Raw genomic sequence first — 25497 nt, 5'->3', positions numbered from 1 at the left:
TGAGTTCAGCAGTAAATCATGATATATTGTTATAAAAATTATAATTCCTTTATATGAGAGAGGAGTCCTTCTTTTATGGGTATGCTCAAAGAATTCAAAGATTTTGCCCTTCGGGGAAATGTGGTGGACATGGCTGTGGGTGTTGTCATTGGCGCCGCTTTTGGGAAAATCGTTTCATCCCTGGTCAGCGACATCATTATGCCTCCCCTGGGTTATATTTTGGGAGGCATCGATTTCTCCAACCTTTTCCTGCCTCTGTCCCGCATTCCCGTTTCTTCCCTGGCAGAAGCCAAGGAAATGGGAATCCCTGTCATTGCCTATGGCCAGTTTCTGAATAACGTCATTGATTTCCTGATTGTGGCCTTTGCCATTTTTATCGTGGTGAAGCAGATCAACCGGTTCTTCCCCAAAGCGCCGGCCAAGGAACCGAGAAAATGTCCCTACTGCCGGGAAGCCATTGCTGACGATGCGACCCGATGCCCCCATTGCACAGCTGAATTGAAATAGTAAAAATCTGCCGGAAAGAAAATTCTTCCGGCAGATTTTTTGCTGCTGTCCAAAGCCAGGGCATGGATCTTCCGATTAAAAAGAAGAACCGCCACGTCTAAAGCCTCCCTTTTGCGGGAGGCTTTTTTGGAGACGTTGGAGTTGTTGAGAAAGATTGGTAACAATGAGTGGAACCGCCACGGCCAATGGCGGTTTCCTTTTGTTTACGTATTTATAATACCGCGGTTTACTATTATTGTCAAGTATATTTTTCCGCGAAAATGACAATTGATAACAATGAAGATAGCAACAAAAAAGCACGGAACGGAGCCCATGCTTTTCCATAACCCAATGTTTTTATCCGACAATACCGGATTACCCTTCATACACTTCAAATTCGTCCTTGCCGGCGCCGCACATGGGGCATACATAATCGGCAGGGAGGTCTTCGAATTTGGTGCCCGGCGCAATTCCATTATCCGGATCACCCTGTGCTTCATCATAAATCCATCCGCAGATTTTGCACACATATTTCTTCATAATTTCCTCCGTTCTCCCAACTGCTCTAGCGGGAACTTCCCCTGGCCGGGGATGTAAACTCTACATTTATTATATCATAAGAAAAAAGCACTCGCATAAAAAAGAGTCCCCTTTCCGTCAACCCATTGTTCATTCCTCGAATGACATTTAGTCATAGCGAACCGTTGATTTATACGGATTTGGAAAGATTTACCGTACTCCGGCAAAAGCAGGTTATACTATAGGTGAAGCAAAAATATCAGGAATCTGTTGAAATAAAGCGGATGCCCTGTTTTTGTGAAAAAGGAGGAGATTTTCATGTTCCGTTTTACGCTTCCAAGAGATATTTATGTAGGCTATGGCGCCATTGAAAAGCTCGCAGTACTGAAAGGCCACAAGAAAGCATTTATCTGTACTGGTGGCCATTCCATGCGACGCGGCGGTTTCCTTCAGAAAGTTGAAAAAGTACTTCATGATACGGGCATAGAGACCTATACCATGGAAGGCATCGCCCCGGATCCGTCCATTGAGAAAGTCAGGGAAGGGGCCAAGGCCATGGAAGAATTCCAGCCGGATGTCATCGTTGCCATCGGCGGCGGTTCTCCCATCGATGCAGCGAAGGCCATGTGGGTATTCTATGAACATCCGGAATTGACATTTGATGAGGTCAAGAAACCTTTTTCCCTTCCGCCCCTTCGCCGGAAAGCGATTTTCGTAGCCATCCCTTCTACATCCGGTACGGCTACAGAAGTCACTTCCTTCTCTGTCATCACAGACTATTCCACAGGCATCAAGTATCCCCTGGCAGATTTCAACCTGACACCGGATTTGGCAATTCTGGATTTGGACATTCCTCTCACCATGCCGCCGAAGCTGACTTCCTACACTGGCATGGATGCCCTCACACACGCTACGGAGGCCTATGTTTCCACCTGCGCCAACGGGTTTACAGATCCCCTGGCCAAGCAGGCAGTGTCTGATATTTTTGATAATATTCTCGAATCCTACCACGGCGATAAACAGGCCCGGGGCAAAATGCATATTGCCCAGTGCCTCGCGGGCATGGCCTTTTCCAATGGCCTTCTCGGCATCACCCATTCCCTGGCCCATAAGATTGGCGCTATTTTCCATATTCCCCATGGCTGCGCCAACGCTATACTCATGCCCTATGTGATCCAGTTCAATAAGAAAGCCTGCATGAGCCGGTATGCGGATCTGGCCAAAACGGTAGGACTGCCTGGCCATACAGATGCCCAGCTGGTGCTTTCCTATGAAGATGCCATCCGCCACTTCGACCGGATGATGGATATCCCCCTGTCTCTCAAGGACTATGGGGTGCCGGAAGAATTATACCTGCAGAAGAAAGAGTCCATCGCCCACAATGCGGTTCTCGATGCCTGCACGCCGGAGAACCCGCGGAAAGTGGATGATGAAACCATGGGCCGCATCCTGGAATGTGCTTACTACGGCAAGCCCGTGACCTTCTGATTTCTAAGTGGCATTAGTAAAATTTCAGGCTATTAAAAAAAGAGTGGAAAACGAAATTCTCGTTTTCCGCTCTTTTTTGATGGTGCGAGCGAAGGGACTCGAACCCTTATGCATAAAGCGCAGGATCCTAAATCCTGTGCGTCTACCAGTTCCGCCACGCTCGCATGAACAGTAATTATTATATAGGAGCCATGAAGATTGGTCAATGGGAAGGAATATGTGAATAAAAGATTTGCCCCACTATATAGGGGAATCTGAACCTTTTAATCAGGAGTGAGGAGTGAGGAGTGAGGAGTGAGGAGTAAACTGGATCCCGAGGAGTGGACACGTCCGAAAGTGAGGCCCCCATATTTTGGACACGTCCTCACAGTTTTCCTCCCCACTCCAGGCGCCTTTAGGCGTGACGCAGGTCTGGATGGCGCGCCAACCATGGTCCGGCCTGTTAGACACAACCTCGGTGCCTATGGTATGCTCAATCTACATCATTTCAAGGAGGATGCACATGAGCAAACAACTATTTACCGACAAACAGATAGCCGATTTAATCCTGAACCCCAACGTTTTCAGCGTTACAAGGTCAACATTGATGCTGACTAAGAGTTTCAAAGAAAAATTCTATGCCGAGTACCAAAAGGGCGCATTGCCAAGGGACATTCTGAAGCACCATGGCTTTTCAGCCGACGTTATTGGGCAGAGAAGGATTTGGAGTATTACTCAGCACATCAAGGATGAGTACGCCAAATACGGCGAATTCCACGAGGGGCGCAAGCCGCCGGGCCCCTCCAAAGGCCCGGCGGCTGTCAGCGGGCAAGATCCTCTAAGCCGTCTCGAAAGCAGGGTGGAATACCTGCAGCAACAGGTGGAGTTTTTAAAAAAAATTACATCTGTAGGGATTTCGAGAAAATAGGTGCAGTGCTCATGAATGACTCCTCCAGTATATTTGAAATCATCTACGAAACTACGCAGGCGTCGGGGAATCGGCTCAACATCAAAGATCTCTGCAATATAGCCGGTGTCTCCCGCAGCGGATACTATGCATGGCTGAACGCCGCACCACTCCGTGCAGCCCGTGAAGAAAGAGACCGTCGGGACTTTGACCTCATTCTGCGTGCATACAACATGGATGAATATCCCAAGGGGGCCCGGGAAATCCATATGACCCTGCTGCATATGACCCCGCCGATCATTATGAACCGGAAGAAAGTTTTACGGCTGATGAACAAGTACAATCTCATATGCCCTCTCAGAAAGCTGAACCCACGAAGAAAGATTCTGCGGGATTTGCAGACAGGAAATGTGGTTGCAAACCTGTTGAAGAGACGGTTTGAGGAATTTGGCCCCAGAACGGTTCTACTGACGGACATTACCTACCTGCCATACAATGGAATTTTTGCCTACTTATCTACTATTTTGGATGCCTTTACCAAGCAGATTCTGGCCTACGTGGTCAGCTGAATAATACGCACCAAGTGAGCCACCCAATACGCTCCTCAGAGCCACCCAATACGCAGGTGAGAGCCACCTGCTTTTTTGTTTGAATACGCGCTAGAGAGCCACCAATTGTCCTTGTACAATGGACTTGTGGAGATATTCCCACTTGTTCTACGAAAGGATGTGGTTTCAATGGCTAATGAAAAAGAGATTTTAGTTCACTTTCTCCACGGTGAAAGCCAGCGCTCCATTTCCAGAACGCTCCAAGTATCCCGCAATACAGTTTCCAAAGTTGTTACGGCATACCAGGTACAGGGGTTGGATCCTGGCAAATTGCCGGAGCTGCCTGACGATGTGCTTCACCAGAAGTTATTCCCGGATGATGTAGCTGCATCTCTCCAAACACCTCCGGATTATGCCTTTGTGCATAAAGAACTTTTGAAAGACGGTGTTACGCTCAAACAGCTTTGGGAAGAGTATGTGATGGATTGTCGTGAAACGGGAAAGCTTTATTTCCGCTATACACAGTTCTGTAAGAAGTACCGGGATTACGTGAGTTCCAACCGCCTGACCATGCATATCCACCACAAACCTGGTGAGAGACTGATGGTGGATTGGGCCGGTACTACAATTCCTTTGTACAACCCTGTTACAGGAGCGATATCTAAGACATATATGTTTGTATGTACACTGCCTTTCAGTATGTACTGCTATGCCGAAGTATTTCCGGATATGAAAGAGGAATCATGGATTCAGGCACATATCCACGCATTGGCATTTTTCGGTGGCTCCACGCGGCTTCTTGTACCGGATAATCTTAAGACCGGAATCGTTTCTAACAGGAAATACGAAGACCCTGTGGTCAACAAGGCATACCAGGAATTGGCAGATCACTATGGCATGACGATTCTGCCAGCCCGTGTGTTAACGCCAAAGGATAAAGCTGCCGTTGAAGGAAGTGTTGGTCAGCTCACCACTCACATCATCGGAAAGCTACGCAACCATCATTTTTTCAGCCTGTATGAGATTAATTCAGCTGTGGACGGGCTGCTTAAGAAATTCAACAAAGCGCCTTTCCAAAAGAAGGATGGAAGCCGGTATTCCGTATTTCTTACCGAAGAGCTTCCTTTTCTCCAGCCGCTGCCCCGTTTCCCTTATGAGTATGCAGAATGGCGGAAAGCCACGGTGCAGCTTAATTACCATATAACCGTAGATCACCAGAATTATTCCGTATCTTTCCGCTATGTTCACAAAAGAGTCGATGTCCGGCTCACCAGCAAAGTAGTAGAAATTTACTATGAAGGGACCCGGATTGCCAGCCACAGACGTCTTACCGGTCGCTGGGGACAGTATGATACGATTACAGAGCACATGCCTCCCAATCATCAGCTGTACAGCCAGTGGGATGGAAACCGTTTCCGCCGTTGGGCTAAGAAATGCGGTCCATCTGCAGAAATAGTGGTAAACAGACTCTTAAGCAGCTACCGTGTAGAAGAACAGGCTTACAAAGGATGCATTGGGCTTTTGAAGCTCAGTGAAAAATACGGAACCGACCGTTTGGATAAGGCTTGCCGCCTTGCATTGGAGAAAATGCCGGTTCCCCGCTACAAGCTGGTCAAAGGCATTTTAGATGAAAAACTGGATATTGGACTTACACCGGAAGAATCCGAATGCCAGACGGCCCCGCAAAGTAATGCTGACGACAATTCCCATGCTTTCGTAAGAGGTGCCGCTTACTATGGAGGTGATCACCATGAAGAATGACACTATTCGTAAATTGCAGGAAATGAAATTGTCCGTCATGGCCAAAGCCTATATGGATCAGATTGAGAACCCCGAACAATATGCTGACATGACTTTTGATGAGCGCCTTACACTCATTGTCGACAAAGAATCCGATGCACGCCTCAACAATAAGCTGAAGCGGCTCATCAAGAATGCCCATTTTTCCGACAGCCAGGCTGATCTTTCCGGGATTCAGTATCTTCCTGACCGTCACCTGGATCGGAATCTCATCAACTATCTGAAAACCAATGCCTATATCGACAAACAGCGTAATGTAATCCTTTGCGGTGCCACCGGTTGCGGAAAGACGTTCATCGCCAATGCATTGGGCCTCAATGCCTGCCGTGCCGGATACAAAGTTCTGTATCTTCGGCTGCCGGATTTCTTCATGGATTATTCTTTGGCAGAATCCAAGAATAAGCAGAAAGACTATCTGAAGAAGCTTCAGAATGTTCGGCTCCTTATTCTTGATGATTTCTTGCTATTTCCCGTTAAAGCGAACGGAAGCGACAGCCTTCTGGAACTTCTGGAATACAGACTTGGAAAGGTATCTACGATTTTCTGCTCCCAGTTGTCCTATTCCGGATGGCATCAGCAGCTTGGTGGCGGAGCCGTGGCAGATGCCATTCTTGACCGGATTATCCCAGGCTCCTATAAACTCGAGATTCAAGGGCAAGTTTCCATGCGCCAACGGCTTGCTGAAGAAGAAATGAAGGGTTCAAAAGTAAAAGTTGCCGCTGACTAACAAATATAGATAATGCAGGAGAGCCGTCCACTGTCCACCGACTGCGGACGGCTCTCATCTGCGTATTTGCTTTTTTTACCAAGGCCACCAAGGTGGCTCTCAACCGCGTATTGGGTGGCTCTCAAACGGCGTAATATTCAGTCAGCGATTCCCTGGAGGTTGACTTTGTACTAGATACAGTCAAAGCTCTACTACGGGACCACCCTATAGCATTGAATACAATGACCATTATCCATTCAGATCAGGGCAGCCACTATACAAGCTATGATTTTGTCGATCTTCTTCGAAAAAGTAACCTTCGCCGGTCTATGTCAAGAAGAGGAAACTGCTGGGACAATGCACCACAGGAAAGTTTCTTTGGCCACATGAAGGACTGCATCAGAGACAAGTTGGCCGTTGCTACCAGCTTCGAGGAGGTGAAAACCATCATTGATGATTATATTGACTATTACAATAACCGTCGCTACCAGTGGGATCTGGCAAAGCTTTCCCCAAATGAATTCTACAATTTCGTAACTACCGGAAAACACCCTTTGGACGTCCCCTACGTGCCCGCTCCTCCTGAAATTACCAGGGATCCTTGCGAGCTGGCCGTAGATGCCGTTATTGGGAGCTTATTTGGGCAAATACCGTAGCAAATGAGGCAAACCAGCACAGGCACTTGTGTTGGAGCCTATACGACGCCAATGCGTGGAAATGTCAGGGTGGACGTGAGCAGGTGCCCCTCTTTGGGGTTCAAACTACACTTTTAATTGTGTCCTTGACAAGGGGGCCAGTTCAGAGTGAGGAGTGGTTGTGCGGCGCTCAGATTATATAGCGCCGCATTTTTATATTTTCCCTTCGGTCAATAGCAAGCCAATAATCATTCGAGGCATAGAAAAACAGTTCCCAAAATTGGAGGAGGATGAAAAAACAAGATCTGTCTTTCAAAGGGAACTGTTTTTGAACTGTGGAAAGGGCTTCCGGCTTTCCGCATCTTTATTGTACACCTTTTTTGAGAAAATTTATCAAAATGGAGGTACTGGAATTTTTAATAAAGAGGTATAAATTTTTTGTCAGTCTCCGGTATAGTCGGGGAAAGTGCCCATCTGTCCCTATGATAGAAAACAGTCAGTTCTGCATGCTTGCGGGCAAGGGCACTTGTACGGAATCTTTCAGCTAACATCTTTCAGGAAAACCAATCCGACTGCGATGCTTTCCACCAGATATCTCCGCCAATTATTCATGCCGTAGGCCATTGAGCTTACCAGGGGCCAGCATCCGGAAGCCCCTGCACTACTGGTCAGTTCTACACACCAGCACCGCCTCCTGATACACAGGGGACGAAGATCCCGGCTATTCCATGTCTCCCAGCACATCCTGCAGGGTGTAAGAAGCCAGCTTGTCTTCGAAGGCCTTCTGCACTTCCGCCAGCTTATCATCCAGGGCGTGATGGATATCCCGACCCACCGGGCAGGCGGGATTCGGATGCTCATGAAAATGGAAGAGGCCCTCTTCCTTCAAGTTTTCCACGGCATCATAGACATCAAGGAATGTGATTTCCGAAGGCTTCCTGGCGAGGAACGTACCGCCGGTCCCACGATGGACCGTAATCATACCGTGATTTTTCAACCGGGAAAGAAGACGGCGGATGATGACCGGGTTCACCTGGATACTTCCCGACAGGACATCGCTGGTTACTTTCTGCTTATCCTGATAAAGGGCTACATAGGCCAGAATATGGATGGATATGGTAAACTGGGTAGATACCTGCATAAAAGTCATACTCCTTTAGACAAATCAATCACGGATAGTATACCACAAGGGAGCGAAACAGACAAAAATGACCTGTCTTCTATGGAAACAGGTCATTCTGCTGGTCAGGTCACCCCGAAAACTGCCATATCCTTATCCGATCACTGCAAATCCATCGGTCCAGCTGAACTGGCCCCGGGCTGCCAGGGTAATCTGCAGGAATCCCATGGCTTCCAGTTCCCGGGCCCGTTTCAGGGAGCCCGCATCCTTAACGGCAAGGGGACTTCCTTCCAGTGCTTCTTTCACAGTCTTCTTGGCGTCTTCAGAGTCCGATGCCAGGAGAACCGTGGTCTTTTCTTTGCCTCCCACCAGTCCGGAAGCAAGGGTGGCTGCAAAGGTGGTATTGAATGCTTTCACCACAGAAGTATTCGGCAGCTTCTTCTGGATTTCTGCTGCCGCAGAAGAGTCCGCCGGTACCACCAGGGAGTCAAAGGTATCAAAGTCCACGGGGTTCGTGATATCAATGAGCACTTTCCCCTTCAGTTCATCCCTGTGGGCATCGATAATACTGTCCACCGCTCCGTAAGGGACTGCCAACACAACGATGTCGCCCAGGGCATCCTTGAAATCGTGGCCTGTATAGGTCACCTGCTGTCCTGCCTTTTCAAAATTTCCGCCAATGGCCTTACCCATATTGCCTTTACCAAAAATTGTAATTTCCATAGTTATCATCCTTTCCATATATTATATGTAACTGTTCGTGTTACATATAATATAGCATAAGGCCATTGTAATGTCAAGAATTACATCTTGGCTATGTGGTGACCAATTTCAGTTTGTCGAGCTGTTGGGTTTGGTGGTTAGTATGCTTGCGTGTAGAGTCACTCACACGGGGCTGTTAGCTTTTAGCTTCTAGCTGCTAGGAAAGCTGGCCAGCCTGCGGCGCTTCCCATCCGGTATTTTCGCCAGTCATTCGTGCCGTAGGCTGTAGAGCTTTCCTAGTTGCTAGCCGCTAGTAGCTAGAAGCCCCCGCACGAATGACTCTATCCATCAGCACCGCTCCAATAGCTCTACAAACCGCAATAGTCCGAGTATACTCTTCCTGCCAATAAAAAAAACTCCCCGCAGGGAGTTTTTTTATTGGCATTATTCAGCGTCTTCCGGAAGTTCTGCGTTCGTGTACACTTCCTGTACATCGTCCAGGTCTTCCAGTTCAGCGGTGAGGTGAGCCATGGTCTGGGCTGCATCGCCTTCCAGCTTTACATAGTTATCCGGAACCATAGCTACTTCAGAAGCTTCTACGGGGATACCGGCCTTTTCCAGGGCTTCCGATACGGTGAGGAAGTCTTCCGGAGAAGTGGTGATTTCAAAGCTGTCTTCGTTGGTTGCCACATCATCAGCACCGGCATCAAGGGCTGTCATCATGACAGTATCTTCATCGGAAGCATCCTTGCTGACTACGATGGTGCCCTTCTTCTTGAACATCCAGGATACGCATCCCGGTGTTCCGACGGAACCGCCGTGATGGGTGAAGGCATGACGGATATCGGCAGCTGCACGGTTGCGGTTATCCGTATTGCATTCCACGATGACTGCAGCGCCTCCGGGACCGTAGCCTTCGTAGGTCACTTCATCAAAGCCGGCACCGCTGGCAGCGCCAACGCCTTTGGCAATAGCTCTCTGGATATTTTCCTTCGGCACATTGTTCTGCTTCGCTTTGGTGAGAGCCAGTTTCAGGCGCATGTTGCCTACCGGGTCTCCGCCGCCCATACGGGCTGCAATGGTAATTTCTTTGGAAATCTTGGTGGTAATTCTTGCGCGGATGGCATCGGTTTTGCCTTTCTTGCGCTTAATGTTTTCCCACTTGGAATGTCCGGACATAGTAAATTATTCCTCCTTTTTATTCCACCAGGGTTCGCCCAGAAGGCGGTCGAGGATGATGGCCACCGCACTTCTCACGCAGAGGTGGTTGTAAGTGCCGGCGCCATAAATCGGTTCCACAATATAATCAAATTTCTTCATCATTTCCTTGGTCATGCCGAAGCCTGTACCGAAGAGAATGAATATGGGCGTGTCCTCTTCATGGATTTTCCTGCGCATGGCAGCGTAGGATACAGTATTAGGATACACCCTGGCGTCGGTGGTGACAATAGCCGGTTTCTTTCCCGTCTCTTTTTCGATCTGGGAAATCGCATCTTCCAGTGAAGGAACCAGTTCTGTTTCTTCAAAGGCTTCTTTGCGGTTGGCATTGTAATGGACGCCGCCACCTGTTTTCCAGTGGTTCATGATGCGAAGGGCCATTTCACGCTGTGCTTCCACGGGATGCACGATGAAATACCGTTTCACATCATAGGTTTTTGCCGTTCTGGCAATGTCATGGAGGTCATAGTTCGTAAGAGCCGTAGTGACCACTTCCATGTGCTTGTTGTAAATAGGATAGTGTATGAGACCTATATAGACAGGTGCCACTTTCACTCCTCCTTTTCTTCATCCCGGATTTCCGCCATCAGCTTTTTATCCTCTCCGGAAAGGGTGAGCTTTTCGAAAAGGTCCGGCCGATGATGGAGCGTGCGCCGAAGGGCTTCTTTCCTCCGCCATCTGGCAATATTGGCATGATGGCCGGACAGGAGCACATCCGGTACTTTCCACCCATTGTAATCGTAGGGCTTTGTGTACTGCGGATACTCCAGAATCGGTTCGTAGAAAGAATCGGTGGCAGCACTGCCTGCATCTCCCAGGACCCCCGGCACCATTCGGGCCACGGCATCGCTGATAACCATGGCGCCCAGTTCTCCCCCGGTGAGCACGTAATCACCAATGGAAATCAGTTCATCCGCCAGATGTTCTTCCACCCGATGGTCCACGCCCTCATAGTGCCCGCAGATGAGAACAAGATGGTCATAATTCCGGTACAGTTCCTTCGCCTTATCCTGGGTAAACGTCTCGCCGGCGGGGGACAGGAAAATGACCCGATCCCGCTTTCCCTTCTCCGGAAGTACATGATGGCAGGCATCAAAAAGGGGCTGGCACATCATCAGCATGCCTGCTCCACCACCATAAATCGTATCATCTACCTGACGATGGCGGCTTTTGGTAAAATCCCGGGGATTGGTGACCGCCATTTCCATAAGGCCTGCTTCCAGGGCCCTTTTAATCATGCTCTGGTTAAAAAAGGCTTCCACAAATTCAGGAAACAGGGATAGAATATCAATCTTCAAGTTAACCTCTGGTTGAAACAGGAACCTGCAGGACTGCACGAAAAGGGGCCCCATGGACTGCTTTCTGAATTCCCGTGCCCCTGCCCGTTCCTTTATACAACTATTCCCACTCCGGCAGGCGTACCGTCATCTGTCCTGCCTCAGTATCCACGGAGAGAACACAGGACGGTATGGCCGGAATCAGGATTTCCTTGTGGTCCGGCGTACCAATGACATAGACATTGTTGGCACCGGTTTCCATGATTTCCTTCAGCGTCCCTACGGGGCTGCCATCTTCCTTCACCACTTTGAGCCCGATAAGCTGGAAGTAGTAATAGGTCCCTTTCCTGCGGGGTGGCAGTTCCGAAAACGGCACTTCCACCTCTTTGGAAATGAGGGTCTCCGCCCTGTTCCTGTCGTCCACGCCTTCCACATGAAGGATATACACATTCTTGTGGGGACGGGCCGATACAAGATGAAAGGCCTTCCCTCCGATATAAATCGTTTTGAGCTTTTTGAAAATCTCCGGCCGGTCCGTATCGGGAAGAATACGCAAATCACCCCGCACACCATGCGGGGCTACGATTCGGCCGACGACTATTTTCTCATCGGGATTCATATCAGTTGCGGAAAGCGATAATCTTTCCATCCTCAACCAGGATTTCACCGCCGGTGAGTTCATTCATATCGTCTCCGACATGGACGGTTACAAGACGGCTCATGGGTGCACGGTTGAGTTCTGCACCAATGGCAAGCTTTTCCAGGTGTTCCTTATCAGCATTCAGCTTATCCTTCACCTGCTGCATACGGGCCTTCTGGGCCTCATACTGGGCGCGGAGTGGAGCGACGGCCTGGATGTTGATCTTCGCCTGTTCAGCCAGTTTCCCATTTGCTTCAAAATCAAGCTGTGCCATATCATGTTCGACACGGCTGATATTCTGCCCGATTTCATTGAGCAGTGTAGTCTTTAAAGCCTCAGTGAGCTTGGATTTCACAGCCACCGGGACAATAATCTGCATTTCTTCCATTTGGCACCCCTCAGATAATATCGACAGCCACTTTCCGGTTTTCCCGGAGAGCCCCTGCCTTGACTACGGTGCGAATTGCATTGGCAATGCGGCCTTTCCTGCCGATGACCTTCCCCATGTCTTCCGGGGCAACATGGACCTGATAGATCTCCAGGCTGCCCTTTTGGACTACGGTGACAGAGACGGCGTCAGGGTTCTTTACCAGAGCCCTTACCAGTGTTTCCACTAATTCTTTCATACGCGGCCCCCATTATTTCTTTGCTTCTGCAAACTTAGCAAGGATGCCATTCTTTCTAAGGATAGAACGAACGGTGTCGGTCGGCTGTGCGCCTTTTCCCAGCCAGGAAAGAACCTTTTCTTCATCGATCTTTACCGGAGCGTCCAGTTTAGCAGGGTCGTACCAGCCGATGGTATCGGTGGGAGCGCCGTTTCTTGCTTCTCTGGAATCGATAACTACGATACGGTAGAACGGATTCTTCTTGGCACCCATACGGGTCAAACGAATTTTTAACATGAAATTCACCTCCTTGAATTGGTCTCGATTATTTATGGAACATCCCGGGGAAGCCGCCAAGGCCTCCCAGCTTGGATGGATTTATTTTCTTGCCCTTCATTTTCTTCATGGTCTTCTGCATTTCAGCAAACTGCTTCATCATGCGGTTTACATCCTGGATTTTCACGCCGGCGCCGTTAGCGATACGCTTACGGCGGCTGCCGTTCAGGATTTTCACATTAGCCCTTTCGGCAGGAGTCATGGAAAGGATAATAGCCTCTATATGCTTGACTTCTTTACCGTCAAGGTCGATATCCTTGAGCTGGTCCTTGAATTTGCCCATGCCCGGAAGCATGCCAAGGATTGACTGGAAGGAACCCAGCTTTCTCACCTGTTTCAGCTGCTTCAGGAAATCATCGAGAGTGAATTCTCCTTTTCTGATTTTCCCTGCAGCATCCTTCAGTGAATCTGCATCCATGTTCCTCTGGGCCGTCTCAATGAGGGTCTCCAGGTCTCCTAAATCAAGGATGCGACCTGCCATACGGTCAGGATGGAAATCTTCCAATCCCCCATCCAGCTTTTCTGAAACGCCGATCATCTTGATCGGCTTTCCGGTGACTGACTTGATGGAAAGTGCAGCACCGCCTCTGGCATCGCCGTCCATCTTGGTAAGGATGGTCCCGTCGATGCCAAGGTTTTCATCAAAGGCCTTGGCCGTAGTTACGGCATCCTGGCCGGTCATGGAGTCCAGGACCAGGAGGATTTCATGGGGATGGACCTCGGCCTTGATATTCCGAAGTTCCGCCATCAGCTTTTCATCGATGGTGAGGCGGCCGGCGGTATCGAGGATGACAATATCCCGGTTATAGGCCTTCGCCGTATCGATGGCGTATTTGGCGATGTGGACAGGATCCACATTGGGCGGCATCCGGTATACCGGTACATCCGTCTGCTGGCCTAATACTTCCAGCTGCTTGATAGCTGCCGGACGGTACACGTCGCAGGCTGCCATCAGTGGACGGTGGCCCTTTTTCTTGAACATGAGGGCCAGCTTGCCGGCGGTGGTGGTCTTGCCGGCGCCCTGGAGCCCCACCAGCATGATAATGGTCAGTCCCGAAGGGGACAGGGTGATCTTGCTCTGGGTACCACCAAGGAGATCCGTCAATTCATCCCGGACAATCTTGATCACCGTCTGGTCCGGTTTCAGGCTGCCGAAGACCTCTTCCCCCATGGCCTTTTCCCGGACATGGGCAATGAAATCCTTAGCCACCTTGAAATTGACATCTGCCTCCAGAAGGGCCCGCCGGACTTCCCGGAGAGCGCCGTCGATATCACTTTCCGAAAGCTTTCCTTTACCCCGGAGGTCCTTGAAGGCAGACTGCAGTTTATCGCCTAAACTTTCAAATGGCATAGGGTCACCTCATTCCGATAAAAAGTCGATGAGCCGCTCCGCTTTCCTGCGATGCTCATCAGGAATCATTTCCATGAGCTCCCGGGCCGCTTTTTCTTTCTTTGGTCTCTCCGCCACCAGGTGGAGCGCCGACTCATAGGCCAGGAGCTGTTCCTCCCCGTGCCGCATGGCATCATGGACAGCCTGCCGGGAAATATGGAAATGGCCGGCGATCTCCGCCAGCGTCAGATTTTCATTATAGTACAGGTCCAGGCAGTCTCGCTGCCGGTCCGTCAGAAGGGCTCCGTACTGATCCAGGAGCTCCCCCTTTTCTACAATATTTTCGATAGACATAGGAATCACCACGACGATTGTCATTATACAGGATAGGTAATGGCTTGTCAAGGAAATTTGCTTTACACCAGCATGATGACGGTTGTAGTTAAAATGGCTGAAGGGTAATAGCCTGTGGCCAAGGGTGGAAAGCGACTCACTGGATGCTCAGTTGCTACCACTCCTTGCGCTCCAGTTCGCTGCGCACAAAATTTGGAAGCGCCGCAGATTATATATTTTACGGCTTTGCCGTTGAATAAAAACTTGTGCCGCTATATAATTTGACGCGGCACACCATCCCCTTGGCCGCAGTCCATTCCCCTTGAGCCACTTCGCCGAAGGCGTCCCCCCTCTCAGCCACTATGACGAAGGCCGCTAACGTGCTTATTAATATCTAACCAATACCTCGCAATACTGAAATTGGCAATCACGGATATAACCCCTGCTCTTTCAGCTTTGCAATTCGGGGCTGCGCTTTATCTTTCAAGCGATTATAAGCCTTCCGCTCCTCCCAGGTTAACCCTGATTCATCGTTTATTACTGTAAACTGATTTCCATTGGTATTATACTTGGCAATGGTCTCATCCAATTTCTCTGCATCCCTGGCGGGGATATTTTGATTGCGTAACAGCCTGATATGAAAAGGGTCCGCCTGGATCATCCAGAAACCATTTCGTCCATATATATAAAACATTTTATACTGGTAAAATAACCCCATCTCAATTTCATAATCATATACATTTTCATCAAGACCAGTTAATCTAAATCCAGATACATCTGGTTGTTGTTTTTCAGGTTGCGTGTCTCTTAATACCCATTTATCACTTCCCTCAGGCAATGAAAATATTGCACTTCTTAGATTCATTCCAAACGCCACTACCGTATTACTGCTCGATCCATTAGGATATTTCAAATCAACGAGCATCCGTATTGTGCCGAAGAGAATATGATATGCCACCCAAAGCATTAAAATAACTATAATTGCTTTTTTGGAAAATAACTTTTTAATCATTAACTGCCTCCATGAACGAATCCTTTTATTGAAGCTATCCAGTTAAATGGTTGTAATGCTCCAATCTCCTGATAAAATACAGCGCCATTGTTCATGATCAGCTTTATATATTCATTTTTATAGCTCGATTGAGTTACCTTGTGCCAATCAAAATTATAGGTATCGCCAACTTCTCCACTATAAGATATATTCCTCCTAGTATTTTTATCAACACAAATAGCCAGTTTAACCTTTCCATAAGCCCACTGCTGGTCTTTAGATGGTGAGTTATCATCACTTTTATTAAAATCTATTGATGAATAGAAGTATTTCTTTTCACCCGGTTTTAGATTTCGGGATAATTTCCTGACCTTGGCCGCCAATACATCAGAGTGTTCCAAGTCTCTTGATACATCCGAACCATGTGCAAATGACAATGATTTACCGCTGCCTTCCAGACTATGTCGCAAGAACTTCGATGCAATAGGCGTATCTGCTATCTTTTCTGAAACATCAGCCCCAACAAACCCGATCGCTTTTAATCCGCCATAATTTTTGTTTGCCCATTCCGGCCATTCCGCAGCTATCTCAGTCCCCGGTTCCCGTCTGGACGCAATTAATTCTGCCTCCAGATTTCGCCGCAAATCCTTTTCCGCTTCATACATATCAGAATGTTCACATTCCTCTGACAATGGATAAATTTTATCCGCTGTGACATAAATAGCAGGCAATTTAAAAGTTTCTTTTCCAATCTCAGGACTGGGTGAGTACCTGTCTAAATCGATACCGGTCCTCTTCTTGAATGTTGCTGAGTCTTCCGCAGCCGCTTCCTGATATATTTTTTTATACTCATACATAAACGCAGTGGAGTTTTCATCTGAAATACCATGTTCTTTTAAACATTCTTTGACCGCATTTTCTGTTTCTACATTGCCATATTCCCAGTATTTCGACTGTGCTGCTTTGGGATCAAGTTCATTTACCATGTCAATAATATCGCTCAATAATCCTTCAATTTCTTTGTCAGTCATCTGCTTACCATTCGTCTTACGTAATAAACCTTTAATATCAGTTTTTGTTATTCTTTCATAGGCTAACCTGTTCCATCTCGCAGCATCCAAAGCTACATTAACGGTATCTGTCATATTTCTATCTGTCAATTTTTCTAGTGCCATACCCACACCAACACTAATCCATTGTACCGTATCAGGATGATTCTGTACCCATTCTTCCCCCTTTGTCCTTGTCAGATAGCCCATGACATATTCATTTACACTACCAGCTAAAGCACCTGCTGTCACATTACCGCCGGCCATATCATCCATAAGAGCTCCAAAGGCACCGTGAAGCAGCATTTCTTCTGTAGAGCCATCCTTCCACCCTTTGCGTTCGGCATATTTATAGATGGCTTGATTGCCATACTTTTCCAGCATACCGACCAGTTCCTGCTTCTCTTGTACTTTGGCTTTATCAAAGATTTCCTGCAGCCGGTTAAGACTGTTCCCGGTATCCCGATTCAAACCGGAAATAGTCTGCTTCTGCTGTTCCTTATTGGTAATATGGATGGTCCCTTCTGCTATAGCAGATTTCGTCGTACTATTTGCTTTATCTTTGACCATAGGACTTAAATCAGGCAGCAGTCCTCTCCGGTTCAGTGCATTTCCCTTATCATTGGGAGAATAGGCCAGCCCCATACCGCCGGCTTTATAATCTGTTTTGTTTTCAGTATCTTCCCATGTCAACGTACCTGTGGTCAGGTTATTCTTATCTTTTGAGGCATCACTACCAATTACTCCGCCTTTCAGGCCAGTATTATTTTTAACGGTAATGTGAAAGCCTCTTCTACCGGCATGGATTCCCGCCTGGTTAGCAGCACTTTCATAACTGCTCTGGATGGTATCTTTGCTCGCACCACCGCCAGCACCGGTTTTACCATTCTTCACGCCATAGTTGATGGTTAATCCTGCCCTGGTATTCTTTTCCTCATAGCTCTTTTTATCCTGTTTGGTTTCAATAGAAAGATTGCTTCCTACATCGCCAATTACCTTGTTACCTTTCATCTCGCTTCCTACGATGGTAGTATCTTTACGACTGGTAAATGTCAGGTCTTGCTCAGCCGTGACCTGGCTCTTTTCATAGGTTGTTTCGTTTTCCTGTATATTACTTTTTACTTTGCTATAGGACGCACTTATTCCCTGTAATCCGCCTACACCGATGGAAGCACTAATGCTGGAACCGCTAGATTTGGTAGTTTCTTTGGTCCTGTTGCCATTTTTATTGGCAGAAATATTTATGCTTATCTTAGCATTTAACATGGTAATTTTCTCATTTGAAAAATGTTAATAACGTTAGAAATGATAATATAAACGTAAATAGATTCATGAGAATTTCTCTTTGCTCCCAAAACTTTATCGTACTCCTAGTTGCCATTGTTTCCATTTTGCTTCCTATCTTTTTTAAACATCTAAACCGTACATTTAGTAAAATAGAAAAAATTATAATTCCAAATCGCCAATAAATATTATCAAAATATAAACTACAGATAATTGCTCCAAATACGACACAAATCATCAAGTTAATTGCTATAACTTTAGGGCTTGGTTTAATAGGGAAATCTAATCCAATCAACTTTTCATCATGCATAGATAAAAACAGGCTGGCAATTATATAAAAAAATCCTATAATCACATACATCATAGGTATATCTCCTATTCTATTGAATTTTTAGCCTCGTTATATATTTTTTGATCTTCTTTGTTCCTCTTTGATTCTGGTAATTCAGGAAAATAATAATCTTTTAATTTAGAAATACTCACTCCCATTGCTGCACCAGCAATAATCCCAGCATACTTACCTGATGGTAAATATCCAGAAAGTGATGCTCCTGTTGCAATAAAGTCCATACGAATTCGTCCCGCTGAACCACCTACTCCATACAAATCGGTTCTTGCATCATTTAAAATATCCCACGTAGTTGTTAAAGTTGTACCTACTGGCAATACTTTGCCTGTAACTGACATAGACTTATTATCTAAAGCACTCCCCATCATACCTTCCCAAGCACTAAATGCATCATCACTGGTAGGTCCATTTTCATGAGGCAATTGCGGCGTTTCATCAAAGGATTCATTATTCGATTCATATTCTTCCTCATCCATGCTGTCAGACAAGGGCTCCCCATATGTTTCAGCTGCCTTATCTTCTATATTTTTGGCTATATCGGTCGTATTTACCTCAACATCACCTGTTTCACGCATAGTACTTTCTTCTTCACCAGCTCCACTTTCATATATATCATCTGATATTTTTTGATGGTCGTCTGCTTTTGCTTCTTCGTACGCTTCATTGGCATCAAATATCCCGTTTATCGCATCAATAGCATCTCTAAGACTATTATTTTTAGTGGCACTACTTGCTACACTAGCACCGATTAAACTATTTCCAGATACCAATTCTGTGGTGATACCGCCCACTATTGCACTCATCCATTCCATGGTAGCAGGATCACCTTTAGAAGCTTTTTTTATTTCATCCATAAGCATCTTATTCACTGTAGCAGAAGTGGCCCCAGCCAGAAAATTCCCATTGCTTAACTTACTCATAATACCGCTTGTTAGTGCATGCATAGCGGTCTTTTTTGTACCATCTTTCATATCATGAATTGCATTATAAGCGATTCTTCCAAAGAGTCCTGCCATTTCTTCTCGTTCTTCTATTTTTTGATTATCAAAGATTTCACCTAATTGATGCAGGCTGTTTTTAGCATTTCGATTCAAATCTGCTAGTTTCTGTTTTTGCTTATCCAGGTCAGTAATTTTAATGGTACCTGCTGCAACCGCAGAATTAGTCGTAGAGTTTGACTTTCCTTTAGCACCACTGGAAATAGACGGAGTCAATCCTTTTTTATTGTATACTTCATTTTTCTGCTTTTGTGTCATTTGGTCATAATCACCATAATGGCTATGAGATACGCCCATTCCTATAGAAGAATAATCTGCTTTGTTGTCCATATCTTCCCACGTCAATGTACCCGTAGTAAGAGTATTCTTATCTTTTGTTGCATCGCTATCAATAATACCACCTTTGAGATTTGTATTTTCTTTGACAGAAATATCAAAACCATCTCCACCAGCGCGAATAGCAGCCTGATCAGTAACGCTTTCGTAATTGCTCTTCATGTTCCCTTTGGACGCACTACCACCGTAGCTGGTTTTATCTGCCGATGTACCAAAGCTCATACCGGCTGATGCGTTTTCCTCGTTATACTCTTTCTTAGTCTGCACGCTTTCAATATCCAGATTCCTGCCTACATCGGCTTTTACTTTGTTTCCGCTAGCGGTACTGCCAATAAAGCTGATATCTTTTCCGCTCTTCATCGTCAGCGTATCATTGGCCGTTACAGTGCTCTCTTTGTAGCTAGTGGTACTGCTATTTTCTTTGCCTTTACCAGCATAGAATTTACTATCTACAGAAACTACCGAACCAGCGGAAAGGCTGACGCCGAGACTTCCACCTTTACTGCTTTGACTAATCTTCTGTTTTTCTTTTTCTTTGGTAGCAGAAATACGGATATCTTTGCCTGCGTCCAGAGTAACGTTATTACCTAAAATGTCAGAGCCTATGACACTCAAACCCTCTTTCGTCTTAATAGTCACGTCTTGTCCAGTCTGCAATGAGCTGCCTTGTGCTTCAGTGATGGTACTATGTCTTTCGGATTTGCTAGAGCTACTACCGATACCGATAGAAATCGTAGGAAAAAGCTTTCCCTTGACGATATTTTTTAATGCATCTCCATTTTTCTTTATCTTTTCAGCCGTCTCATAGCCATAGAGGGCTTTCAAACGATTATCTGAGACTTGTGTCATACGAGTGGCTGGTGCTGCGACAGATTCTATAGCATTGATTCCAGCACCGCCAACAGCGACAGTAAGCCCACTCTTCTTATACTCATGCTTTTCGTCACTATGATACACATTGTCTTTACTGGAAATGTCTACATTCTCGCCAGTCAGCGAAATATCTTTCCCGGCGATAATATCCGAGGCATTCACATGTACGTCTTTATTCGCTTCGATGGTCACATTACCAGCAATGCTACCAATAGTAGAACCCTTCTGCGTAATGTCTTCATCTTTATATTGATCATTTCGCTTTTCACTGCCGATGGTGAAACCTAATCCGCCACCTAAAAGGCCGCTCTTCTTGACACGTTTTTCATAATCATGCTTCTCCACTTCTTCTGCACTGGTGATGGTGGTATCTTTGCCGGAAACGATAGATACATCATTTGTCCCCACGATGTTAGATGCAGTCACTTCGGTATTACCGGCGGAAACAATGGTTACCGTATCACCGGAAAGCAGACTGCCTGTCACGGCCTTACTTTCATCGTGGCTCTTGAACCCGGTATTCTTGTGGGAGAGGAAGCCGCTTTCCTTGTACTTCAAGCCATAGTCGTCTGCCGCTTTCTGGAAACCGTTTTCTACAGTCACATCATTGCCTGCTTTGACGCCAATTGTGCCACTTTCACTGGATACAGATGTATTTCTGGCTTTGATGTTATTGCCCGCTGTCATGGTCACATCTTTTCCGGCGGCCAAGGTATTGGCAGTTTCCGTCTTGCGATAAGTACGAATATAGTTGTCACTGTCTTCGGTCATATCTTTCCTGGCTTCGAGAGCGTCTGTATCCATGGTGAGATTGTGACCGGTAGAAAGGATCATGGAGCCTTTATCTCCCAAAGCTGCCAGAGTGGCACCGGTGAGGTGGATATCTCTGCCCGACTCCATGAGGAGGACTCCCTCTTTCCCCTTTACCGCGATACCGGCAGTAGTATCCAAAATGTCCTGGTTCTTTCCGTGGAAGATGGTATTTCCCATGGAGATATCCCGGCCTGCCGTAAGGGCTGCCCGGTCTTCGCCGGTGATGAGGCCCTTCTGGGTTATGTCTCTTTCTGCCCTGAGGCTAATGTCTTTGCCCAGAATTTTCCCTAAATTGACTACGTCATTTCCCTTCAGGACTACCGTATTTCCGAGGATGGATGCGTTATTCTCCAGTGTCTCTTTCGTCTCTGCCACCAGTGTGTCGGCGCTGATGAGGCTGCCATCAGCGGTAAGGGTCATATTTCCCGGCTTCAGATACACTTTAGGATAGAGAACTTCATAGGTCTTTCCATGCACAGTGACTGTAGTGGTCTCCAGCCAGACCATGTCACTGGTGAGACTTGCCATCTGTTCTTTGGTGAGGGAAATGCCGGGTTTCAGGTTATATTCTTTTGCATAGGCTATACCTGCATCCATCAGGGCTTTGTATTCTTCTTCGTCGTCCGTATAGCCATTGAGGTACCGTATGCCCGTAAGGCCTGCAATCTGCTGTCTTACCAGTTCCTGTTCATAGAATCCGTCTCCCAGCCGTTTGGTGACCCGGTCCGGATCCCAGGTCATCTGTCTGTACATGTAGTCTGAAGAAAGGAAGCAATGCTTATTGGTAAAGGCGGGGTCTGTCTCTACGAGGTATGTGGCTGTCTCTTCCGGATGGAGACTGTAGAGGGCACTCTCGGAAAGGAAGGGAATAGATGTCCCTTTATCTCCTGCCACGGTGCCCGGATGGGTTTCATTGCCGCTTTGGAAGGGATTCAGATAGCTCTGTATATTCTCCCTCCCCGCTTTGGTTATGTCCATAGAATCGGACATGTCACTGCTGTTTTCTTTTGTCTCCGCCACGCCAAAAGATGCGGGGTTCTCCAGATCCTTCTGGGGCGTCATAAAGATTTCACTCCGGTAGTGGCGGCGGTGGGCCTTATGGGGGAAATGCTTTTTCTTTGTGTAACTTTCCTGGGTGGTGCCGAAGGTTACTTTCTCCACTTGGTTCTTCGTTTCTTCATTGGTAAGGTTCCCTTGGACCGCCAGTGTCTTTCCTGCGGTAATCCGGCTGTTTTCGTTTGTCACATTCCCCACAAGGGTCATATCCTTTCCACCGGAAAGGATACCCGCCTTTGTCTCGGTTACTTTCTTTTCGGACGTATGGGTATTGGTGCGGATGATGGTGTAGTTCTTGATCTTGGCTCCCTCTATGGCGCCGATGGAGTTGTTGTAGGCTTCCACTTCCCGGTTGTATTCCCGGATTTTCACATTGAGGGCGTCGAGGATCTTCCGGTAGGACTCATCCCAGGCCTTTTGGGCGGGATCCCCGTTCTTCGGCCGGGCGGTGGTCATGGAGGTTATGCCAAACTGCTGGAAAATGGGGTCATCATAGGCATAGTTCGGCGCCAGGGTACCCACGAGGGAAGGATCCACCGGGTCTTCCCCTTCCGCCAGTTCTTCTTCCGTAGGTGCTGTGATGATGCCATAGGCCGCTTCTTCCAACGGTTCCTTAGGGGTAATGCCTTTATTATGGTAAGCCCCGTAGCCGCTGGAAAGGCGGCTGAACTCGCTTTCCGGGAAGGCCTGTCCCTTTTCAGGATGGCCGTCCTGGTCGATGCGGATGAGTTTGGGATTTGTCACGTGGCTTGTCCATACACGCTCCGATGAGAAGGATTCGTTTTCATTGGAAATAACGGGCGCCGTGATGGAGAGATTTCCCTGGGCATTGATGGTGCCTCCCCGATTGATGACGCTTCCTTTTTCTGTAAGGGTCATATCGCCACCGCTGTAGAGGAGGGCGCCGGAGCTGTTGAGGAGGGTATTTCCTGTCATGGTCAGGCTGCCCCGGGCTGCGAGGGCCGCCGACGGATGGCTTTCCATTTCCTTCCGTATGCCATCGACTTCCGCCTTGGCCTTTTCGTAGTCCCCGGTCTTTTCTTCTATGGTCTTGAAGAAGGCTTCCTTTTCCTCATCTGAATGGAAGGCTGTCACGTCGACGCCATAGGCATCATCCAGTGCTTTTTCCTTGTTCTGCAGTGTTTTCATGGCAGCGGCAAGGCTTTCTTCCAGGGCTTTATCCTTCCTGTTTTCCAGGCGGCCGGCGTTGATAGAAATATCCTCTCCATAGATCCGTCCTGTTTCCAGGTTCAGGAGGGTGCCGGTTTCGATGGACAAGTCCCTGTCTCCATTCACAAGGCCCCGGTTCGTCATGGTTTGTGTCTTCAGGGAGAGGCTCTTTCCATTGAGCTCCCCTTCCGCCCTGTTTTCTATCTGCGCCGCTTCTATAGAAAGCGTCTTTCCGGCTTCTATCTTTTTGCTGTTGGTAAGCGTTCCTGTGGTCTCAATAGAAAGGTTCTCTCCGGCCCGGGTGATGCCGTAGGAAGATCCCGCATTGTCATTGGTCATGGAGTCCCCGGTATGGAGGGTCATATCCTTTCCGGCTGCCAGGGTACCGTCAAGCTGGAGGGTAGCAGCCGTCACGGTGAGGCTGCCTCCCGCATCCATAGTACCATTGTGGTTGTCCACTTCCAATGTATTCTTAGAAACACCGGCATCGTTTCCGGAAATATTGGCACTATCCCCAGAAATGTCTGCCTGATTTCCGGATAGGCTGATGTCTCCATGAGCCTCGATGGAACCGGACCGGTTATTGACTTTTTCTTTCTCCGTGATTTGGCTGTTTCCAAAGGCGGTAATTTTTCCTTCTTCGTTCGTAAGGGTATTTCCTTTCAGGACAAGGTCTACCCCTGAGGAGAGGGTGCCTTTGGTATTATCCAGGGAATTAGTCCTTACCTGCAGGGTTCCATTGGACAGGATCTTCCCCTCCCGGTTGGAGAGAGTATCCTTTCCTTTTTTCGTAGTTTCTATAGAAAGAGTCCCTTCCGAAGCAATGGTTGCTCTATCGTTGGTAATACCGGCGGCTTGGACAGCCAGTTCTTTTCCCGCTCCCAGGGTACCCGTATTCACCAGGTTCCCATCTGACTGGATCTTGAGTTTCCCTTCAGACACCAGGGTGCCCTGGTGTTCCAGGGAAGATACTTCCAGGTCCGCTTCCCTGGCTGCATGGATGGTGCCGCTATGGTACAGGTGTCCGTCCGCATCCAGTATGAGGTCATCGGTATTCATATGGCCATCCATGCGGAAGCCAAGGCCCTTTTCCGTACCCACGAGGAAAATACGGCCTGCATACATGCCGCCAACAGCGGATACGTCCAGCGCCACTTCCGGTTTCTTTCCTTCCGGAGTGATTGGCACAGCTTTCCCTGTTTCAGCCTCTATGGTATTGGCGCCGGTAGTGACTTGGAGGGTATTGGCCCAGATGGCCGCATTGACCCTGGCCGCCCGGGTATAGATAGCCAGGGAATCGGCTTTTCTTCCGTCCAGTCCTTTCCCGTCAATGAGGATGGTGCCGTTCCCGTTCACCCTGAGGTCCTCCAGGTTTTCTCCGGCGTCAAATTCCGGTTTCCCCGTGGCGAGGATGGCACGGCCGGTATTGATGAATCCGCCGCCATTAACGGTGATGCCGTTGGGATTGGCTATGACCACGTCCGCCTTGTTCCCTGCCACTTCCAGGAAGCCATTCATGGCGGTGGCGCTGCTTCCGGTGACCTGGTTCACGATGATCCTGGCCGGGCCTTTGGCCATGTTTGGATTTCCCTGTACGTAACCTGCCAATTCCGTTTTGGAAAGGGTATAGGAATTATTCAGGATGGCCCCTTTTTCCGGGACATTGAACCGGTCATAGTCATTTCGGAATACACCGGAAGCAGAGGGAGCTGCGATATGAACCAGGGGAATCCCATTGGCTGTCTCCTGCACCAGGGGATGGCGGGAAGCGGGAGCCCCGGCATCGGGCATAATGGGTGCTGCGGCGAAAACAGCTGAGTCCGCCATGAAAAGCCCTGCCATCATAGCGGCCCCTATTTTCCGTGCCAGTGTTCTTCCTGCTTTCCGGTTCATGGTATGCCTTCTTTCGGATGTTTAATACTAAAGGGTTCAGAGCGTTCAATTGGTTC

The 25497-nt window shown here is 47.8% G+C and carries 23 protein-coding genes and 1 tRNA gene; 7 read left to right on the top strand and 17 right to left on the bottom strand.

Features of this window, described 5'->3' with window-relative positions; all coding sequences use genetic code 11:
- Positions 1-75 precede the first annotated feature (75 nt).
- The gene (gene mscL / locus ACFWUL_RS02095) at positions 76-507 is read left to right on the top strand and encodes a large conductance mechanosensitive channel protein MscL (RefSeq protein ID WP_297021833.1); all 432 of its coding nucleotides are present in this window, start codon (positions 76-78) and stop codon (positions 505-507) included.
- A 354-nt stretch (positions 508-861) separates the two neighbouring features.
- On the opposite strand, the gene rd is transcribed toward mscL, so the two are convergent.
- A complete protein-coding gene (gene rd, locus ACFWUL_RS02090) occupies positions 862-1026 on the bottom strand; it encodes a rubredoxin (protein WP_297021841.1) in 165 nt (54 codons plus the stop codon).
- A gap of 297 nt (positions 1027-1323) precedes the next feature.
- Here rd and ACFWUL_RS02085 point away from each other — a divergent pair, with 297 nt between their 5' ends.
- A complete protein-coding gene (locus ACFWUL_RS02085) occupies positions 1324-2493 on the top strand; it encodes an iron-containing alcohol dehydrogenase (RefSeq protein WP_297021843.1) in 1170 nt (389 codons plus the stop codon).
- Between the two features lie 80 nt (positions 2494-2573).
- Here the strand turns inward: ACFWUL_RS02085 and ACFWUL_RS02080 are convergent.
- Positions 2574-2657, bottom strand: a tRNA-Leu gene (locus ACFWUL_RS02080).
- Between the two features lie 338 nt (positions 2658-2995).
- Here ACFWUL_RS02080 and ACFWUL_RS02075 point away from each other — a divergent pair.
- The 5 genes from ACFWUL_RS02075 (at position 2996) to ACFWUL_RS02055 (ending at position 7089) form a co-directional block, all read left to right on the top strand.
- Positions 2996-3400: an HTH domain-containing protein gene (locus ACFWUL_RS02075; RefSeq protein ID WP_416176806.1), complete on the top strand. Its 405-nt coding sequence runs from the start codon at positions 2996-2998 to the stop codon at positions 3398-3400.
- A gap of 11 nt (positions 3401-3411) precedes the next feature.
- Positions 3412-3948 (top strand): IS3 family transposase, encoded by a 537-nt coding sequence (locus ACFWUL_RS02070; RefSeq protein ID WP_416177663.1) that lies wholly within the window; start codon positions 3412-3414, stop codon positions 3946-3948.
- 168 nt (positions 3949-4116) lie between these two features.
- Complete coding sequence (gene istA, locus ACFWUL_RS02065; RefSeq protein ID WP_416176889.1) at positions 4117-5688, top strand: IS21 family transposase; 1572 nt, start codon at positions 4117-4119, stop codon at positions 5686-5688.
- On the top strand, positions 5678-6454 hold the full coding sequence (locus ACFWUL_RS02060; protein ID WP_322350056.1) for an ATP-binding protein: 777 nt from the start codon (positions 5678-5680) through the stop codon (positions 6452-6454). The genes istA and ACFWUL_RS02060 overlap by 11 nt, the downstream gene beginning before the upstream one ends.
- Before the next feature lie 221 nt (positions 6455-6675).
- On the top strand, positions 6676-7089 hold the full coding sequence (locus ACFWUL_RS02055; protein WP_416177662.1) for an IS3 family transposase: 414 nt from the start codon (positions 6676-6678) through the stop codon (positions 7087-7089).
- Positions 7090-7789: 700 nt separating this feature from the next.
- On the opposite strand, the gene ACFWUL_RS02050 is transcribed toward ACFWUL_RS02055, so the two are convergent.
- From ACFWUL_RS02050 to ACFWUL_RS01980, 15 genes are all read right to left on the bottom strand, one after another.
- The gene (locus ACFWUL_RS02050; RefSeq protein WP_297021845.1) at positions 7790-8209 is read right to left on the bottom strand and encodes an Rrf2 family transcriptional regulator; all 420 of its coding nucleotides are present in this window, start codon (positions 8207-8209) and stop codon (positions 7790-7792) included.
- A gap of 132 nt (positions 8210-8341) precedes the next feature.
- The gene (locus ACFWUL_RS02045; protein WP_416177661.1) at positions 8342-8911 is read right to left on the bottom strand and encodes an NADPH-dependent F420 reductase; all 570 of its coding nucleotides are present in this window, start codon (positions 8909-8911) and stop codon (positions 8342-8344) included.
- A gap of 423 nt (positions 8912-9334) precedes the next feature.
- Positions 9335-10069 (bottom strand): YebC/PmpR family DNA-binding transcriptional regulator, encoded by a 735-nt coding sequence (locus tag ACFWUL_RS02040; RefSeq protein WP_296097932.1) that lies wholly within the window; start codon positions 10067-10069, stop codon positions 9335-9337.
- A gap of 6 nt (positions 10070-10075) precedes the next feature.
- Positions 10076-10657: an RNA methyltransferase gene (locus tag ACFWUL_RS02035; protein WP_416177660.1), complete on the bottom strand. Its 582-nt coding sequence runs from the start codon at positions 10655-10657 to the stop codon at positions 10076-10078.
- A gap of 2 nt (positions 10658-10659) precedes the next feature.
- Positions 10660-11406, bottom strand: a complete 747-nt coding sequence (gene trmD / locus ACFWUL_RS02030) for a tRNA (guanosine(37)-N1)-methyltransferase TrmD (RefSeq protein ID WP_416177659.1) — start codon at positions 11404-11406, stop codon at positions 10660-10662.
- A 100-nt stretch (positions 11407-11506) separates the two neighbouring features.
- The gene (gene rimM, locus ACFWUL_RS02025; RefSeq protein WP_416178104.1) at positions 11507-12004 is read right to left on the bottom strand and encodes a ribosome maturation factor RimM; all 498 of its coding nucleotides are present in this window, start codon (positions 12002-12004) and stop codon (positions 11507-11509) included.
- Position 12005: 1 nt separating this feature from the next.
- The gene (locus ACFWUL_RS02020; RefSeq protein WP_296097925.1) at positions 12006-12413 is read right to left on the bottom strand and encodes a YlqD family protein; all 408 of its coding nucleotides are present in this window, start codon (positions 12411-12413) and stop codon (positions 12006-12008) included.
- A gap of 10 nt (positions 12414-12423) precedes the next feature.
- Positions 12424-12651 (bottom strand): KH domain-containing protein, encoded by a 228-nt coding sequence (locus ACFWUL_RS02015; RefSeq protein ID WP_288781574.1) that lies wholly within the window; start codon positions 12649-12651, stop codon positions 12424-12426.
- 12 nt (positions 12652-12663) lie between these two features.
- Complete coding sequence (gene rpsP / locus ACFWUL_RS02010) at positions 12664-12927, bottom strand: 30S ribosomal protein S16 (RefSeq protein ID WP_273095934.1); 264 nt, start codon at positions 12925-12927, stop codon at positions 12664-12666.
- Positions 12928-12955: 28 nt separating this feature from the next.
- A complete protein-coding gene (gene ffh, locus ACFWUL_RS02005) occupies positions 12956-14317 on the bottom strand; it encodes a signal recognition particle protein (RefSeq protein ID WP_416177658.1) in 1362 nt (453 codons plus the stop codon).
- A gap of 9 nt (positions 14318-14326) precedes the next feature.
- Positions 14327-14650 carry a YlxM family DNA-binding protein gene (gene ylxM / locus ACFWUL_RS02000; RefSeq protein WP_273317816.1) on the bottom strand — a complete coding sequence of 108 codons (324 nt, stop codon included), beginning with the start codon at positions 14648-14650 and terminating at the stop codon, positions 14327-14329.
- Positions 14651-15056: 406 nt separating this feature from the next.
- On the bottom strand, positions 15057-15641 hold the full coding sequence (locus ACFWUL_RS01995; protein WP_297020360.1) for a hypothetical protein: 585 nt from the start codon (positions 15639-15641) through the stop codon (positions 15057-15059).
- Complete coding sequence (locus tag ACFWUL_RS01990) at positions 15641-17935, bottom strand: hemagglutinin repeat-containing protein (protein ID WP_416177657.1); 2295 nt, start codon at positions 17933-17935, stop codon at positions 15641-15643. The genes ACFWUL_RS01995 and ACFWUL_RS01990 overlap by 1 nt, the downstream gene beginning before the upstream one ends.
- 10 nt (positions 17936-17945) lie before the next feature.
- Positions 17946-18317, bottom strand: a complete 372-nt coding sequence (locus tag ACFWUL_RS01985) for a hypothetical protein (protein ID WP_301874092.1) — start codon at positions 18315-18317, stop codon at positions 17946-17948.
- An 11-nt stretch (positions 18318-18328) separates the two neighbouring features.
- Positions 18329-25441 (bottom strand): hemagglutinin repeat-containing protein, encoded by a 7113-nt coding sequence (locus ACFWUL_RS01980; protein ID WP_416177656.1) that lies wholly within the window; start codon positions 25439-25441, stop codon positions 18329-18331.
- Positions 25442-25497 lie beyond the last annotated feature (56 nt).

Source organism: Dialister sp., from assembly GCF_047832375.1.
In the GTDB taxonomy this organism is placed as follows: Bacteria; Bacillota; Negativicutes; order Veillonellales; family Dialisteraceae; genus Dialister.
This window is presented reverse-complemented; position numbering and strand designations above follow the sequence as displayed.

Coding starts and splice junctions, on each gene's coding strand:
- mscL (WP_297021833.1), top strand. CDS start 76: ATGGGTATGCTCAAAGAATTCAAAGATTTTGCCCTTCGGGGAAATGTG.
- rd (WP_297021841.1), bottom strand. CDS start 1,026: ATGAAGAAATATGTGTGCAAAATCTGCGGATGGATTTATGATGAAGCA.
- ACFWUL_RS02085 (WP_297021843.1), top strand. CDS start 1,324: ATGTTCCGTTTTACGCTTCCAAGAGATATTTATGTAGGCTATGGCGCC.
- ACFWUL_RS02075 (WP_416176806.1), top strand. CDS start 2,996: ATGAGCAAACAACTATTTACCGACAAACAGATAGCCGATTTAATCCTG.
- ACFWUL_RS02070 (WP_416177663.1), top strand. CDS start 3,412: ATGAATGACTCCTCCAGTATATTTGAAATCATCTACGAAACTACGCAG.
- istA (WP_416176889.1), top strand. CDS start 4,117: ATGGCTAATGAAAAAGAGATTTTAGTTCACTTTCTCCACGGTGAAAGC.
- ACFWUL_RS02060 (WP_322350056.1), top strand. CDS start 5,678: ATGAAGAATGACACTATTCGTAAATTGCAGGAAATGAAATTGTCCGTC.
- ACFWUL_RS02055 (WP_416177662.1), top strand. CDS start 6,676: ATGACCATTATCCATTCAGATCAGGGCAGCCACTATACAAGCTATGAT.
- ACFWUL_RS02050 (WP_297021845.1), bottom strand. CDS start 8,209: ATGCAGGTATCTACCCAGTTTACCATATCCATCCATATTCTGGCCTAT.
- ACFWUL_RS02045 (WP_416177661.1), bottom strand. CDS start 8,911: ATGGAAATTACAATTTTTGGTAAAGGCAATATGGGTAAGGCCATTGGC.
- ACFWUL_RS02040 (WP_296097932.1), bottom strand. CDS start 10,069: ATGTCCGGACATTCCAAGTGGGAAAACATTAAGCGCAAGAAAGGCAAA.
- rimM (WP_416178104.1), bottom strand. CDS start 12,004: ATGAATCCCGATGAGAAAATAGTCGTCGGCCGAATCGTAGCCCCGCAT.
- ACFWUL_RS02020 (WP_296097925.1), bottom strand. CDS start 12,413: ATGGAAGAAATGCAGATTATTGTCCCGGTGGCTGTGAAATCCAAGCTC.
- ACFWUL_RS02015 (WP_288781574.1), bottom strand. CDS start 12,651: ATGAAAGAATTAGTGGAAACACTGGTAAGGGCTCTGGTAAAGAACCCT.
- rpsP (WP_273095934.1), bottom strand. CDS start 12,927: ATGTTAAAAATTCGTTTGACCCGTATGGGTGCCAAGAAGAATCCGTTC.
- ffh (WP_416177658.1), bottom strand. CDS start 14,317: ATGCCATTTGAAAGTTTAGGCGATAAACTGCAGTCTGCCTTCAAGGAC.
- ylxM (WP_273317816.1), bottom strand. CDS start 14,650: ATGTCTATCGAAAATATTGTAGAAAAGGGGGAGCTCCTGGATCAGTAC.
- ACFWUL_RS01995 (WP_297020360.1), bottom strand. CDS start 15,641: ATGATTAAAAAGTTATTTTCCAAAAAAGCAATTATAGTTATTTTAATG.
- ACFWUL_RS01990 (WP_416177657.1), bottom strand. CDS start 17,935: ATGTTAAATGCTAAGATAAGCATAAATATTTCTGCCAATAAAAATGGC.
- ACFWUL_RS01985 (WP_301874092.1), bottom strand. CDS start 18,317: ATGATGTATGTGATTATAGGATTTTTTTATATAATTGCCAGCCTGTTT.
- ACFWUL_RS01980 (WP_416177656.1), bottom strand. CDS start 25,441: ATGAACCGGAAAGCAGGAAGAACACTGGCACGGAAAATAGGGGCCGCT.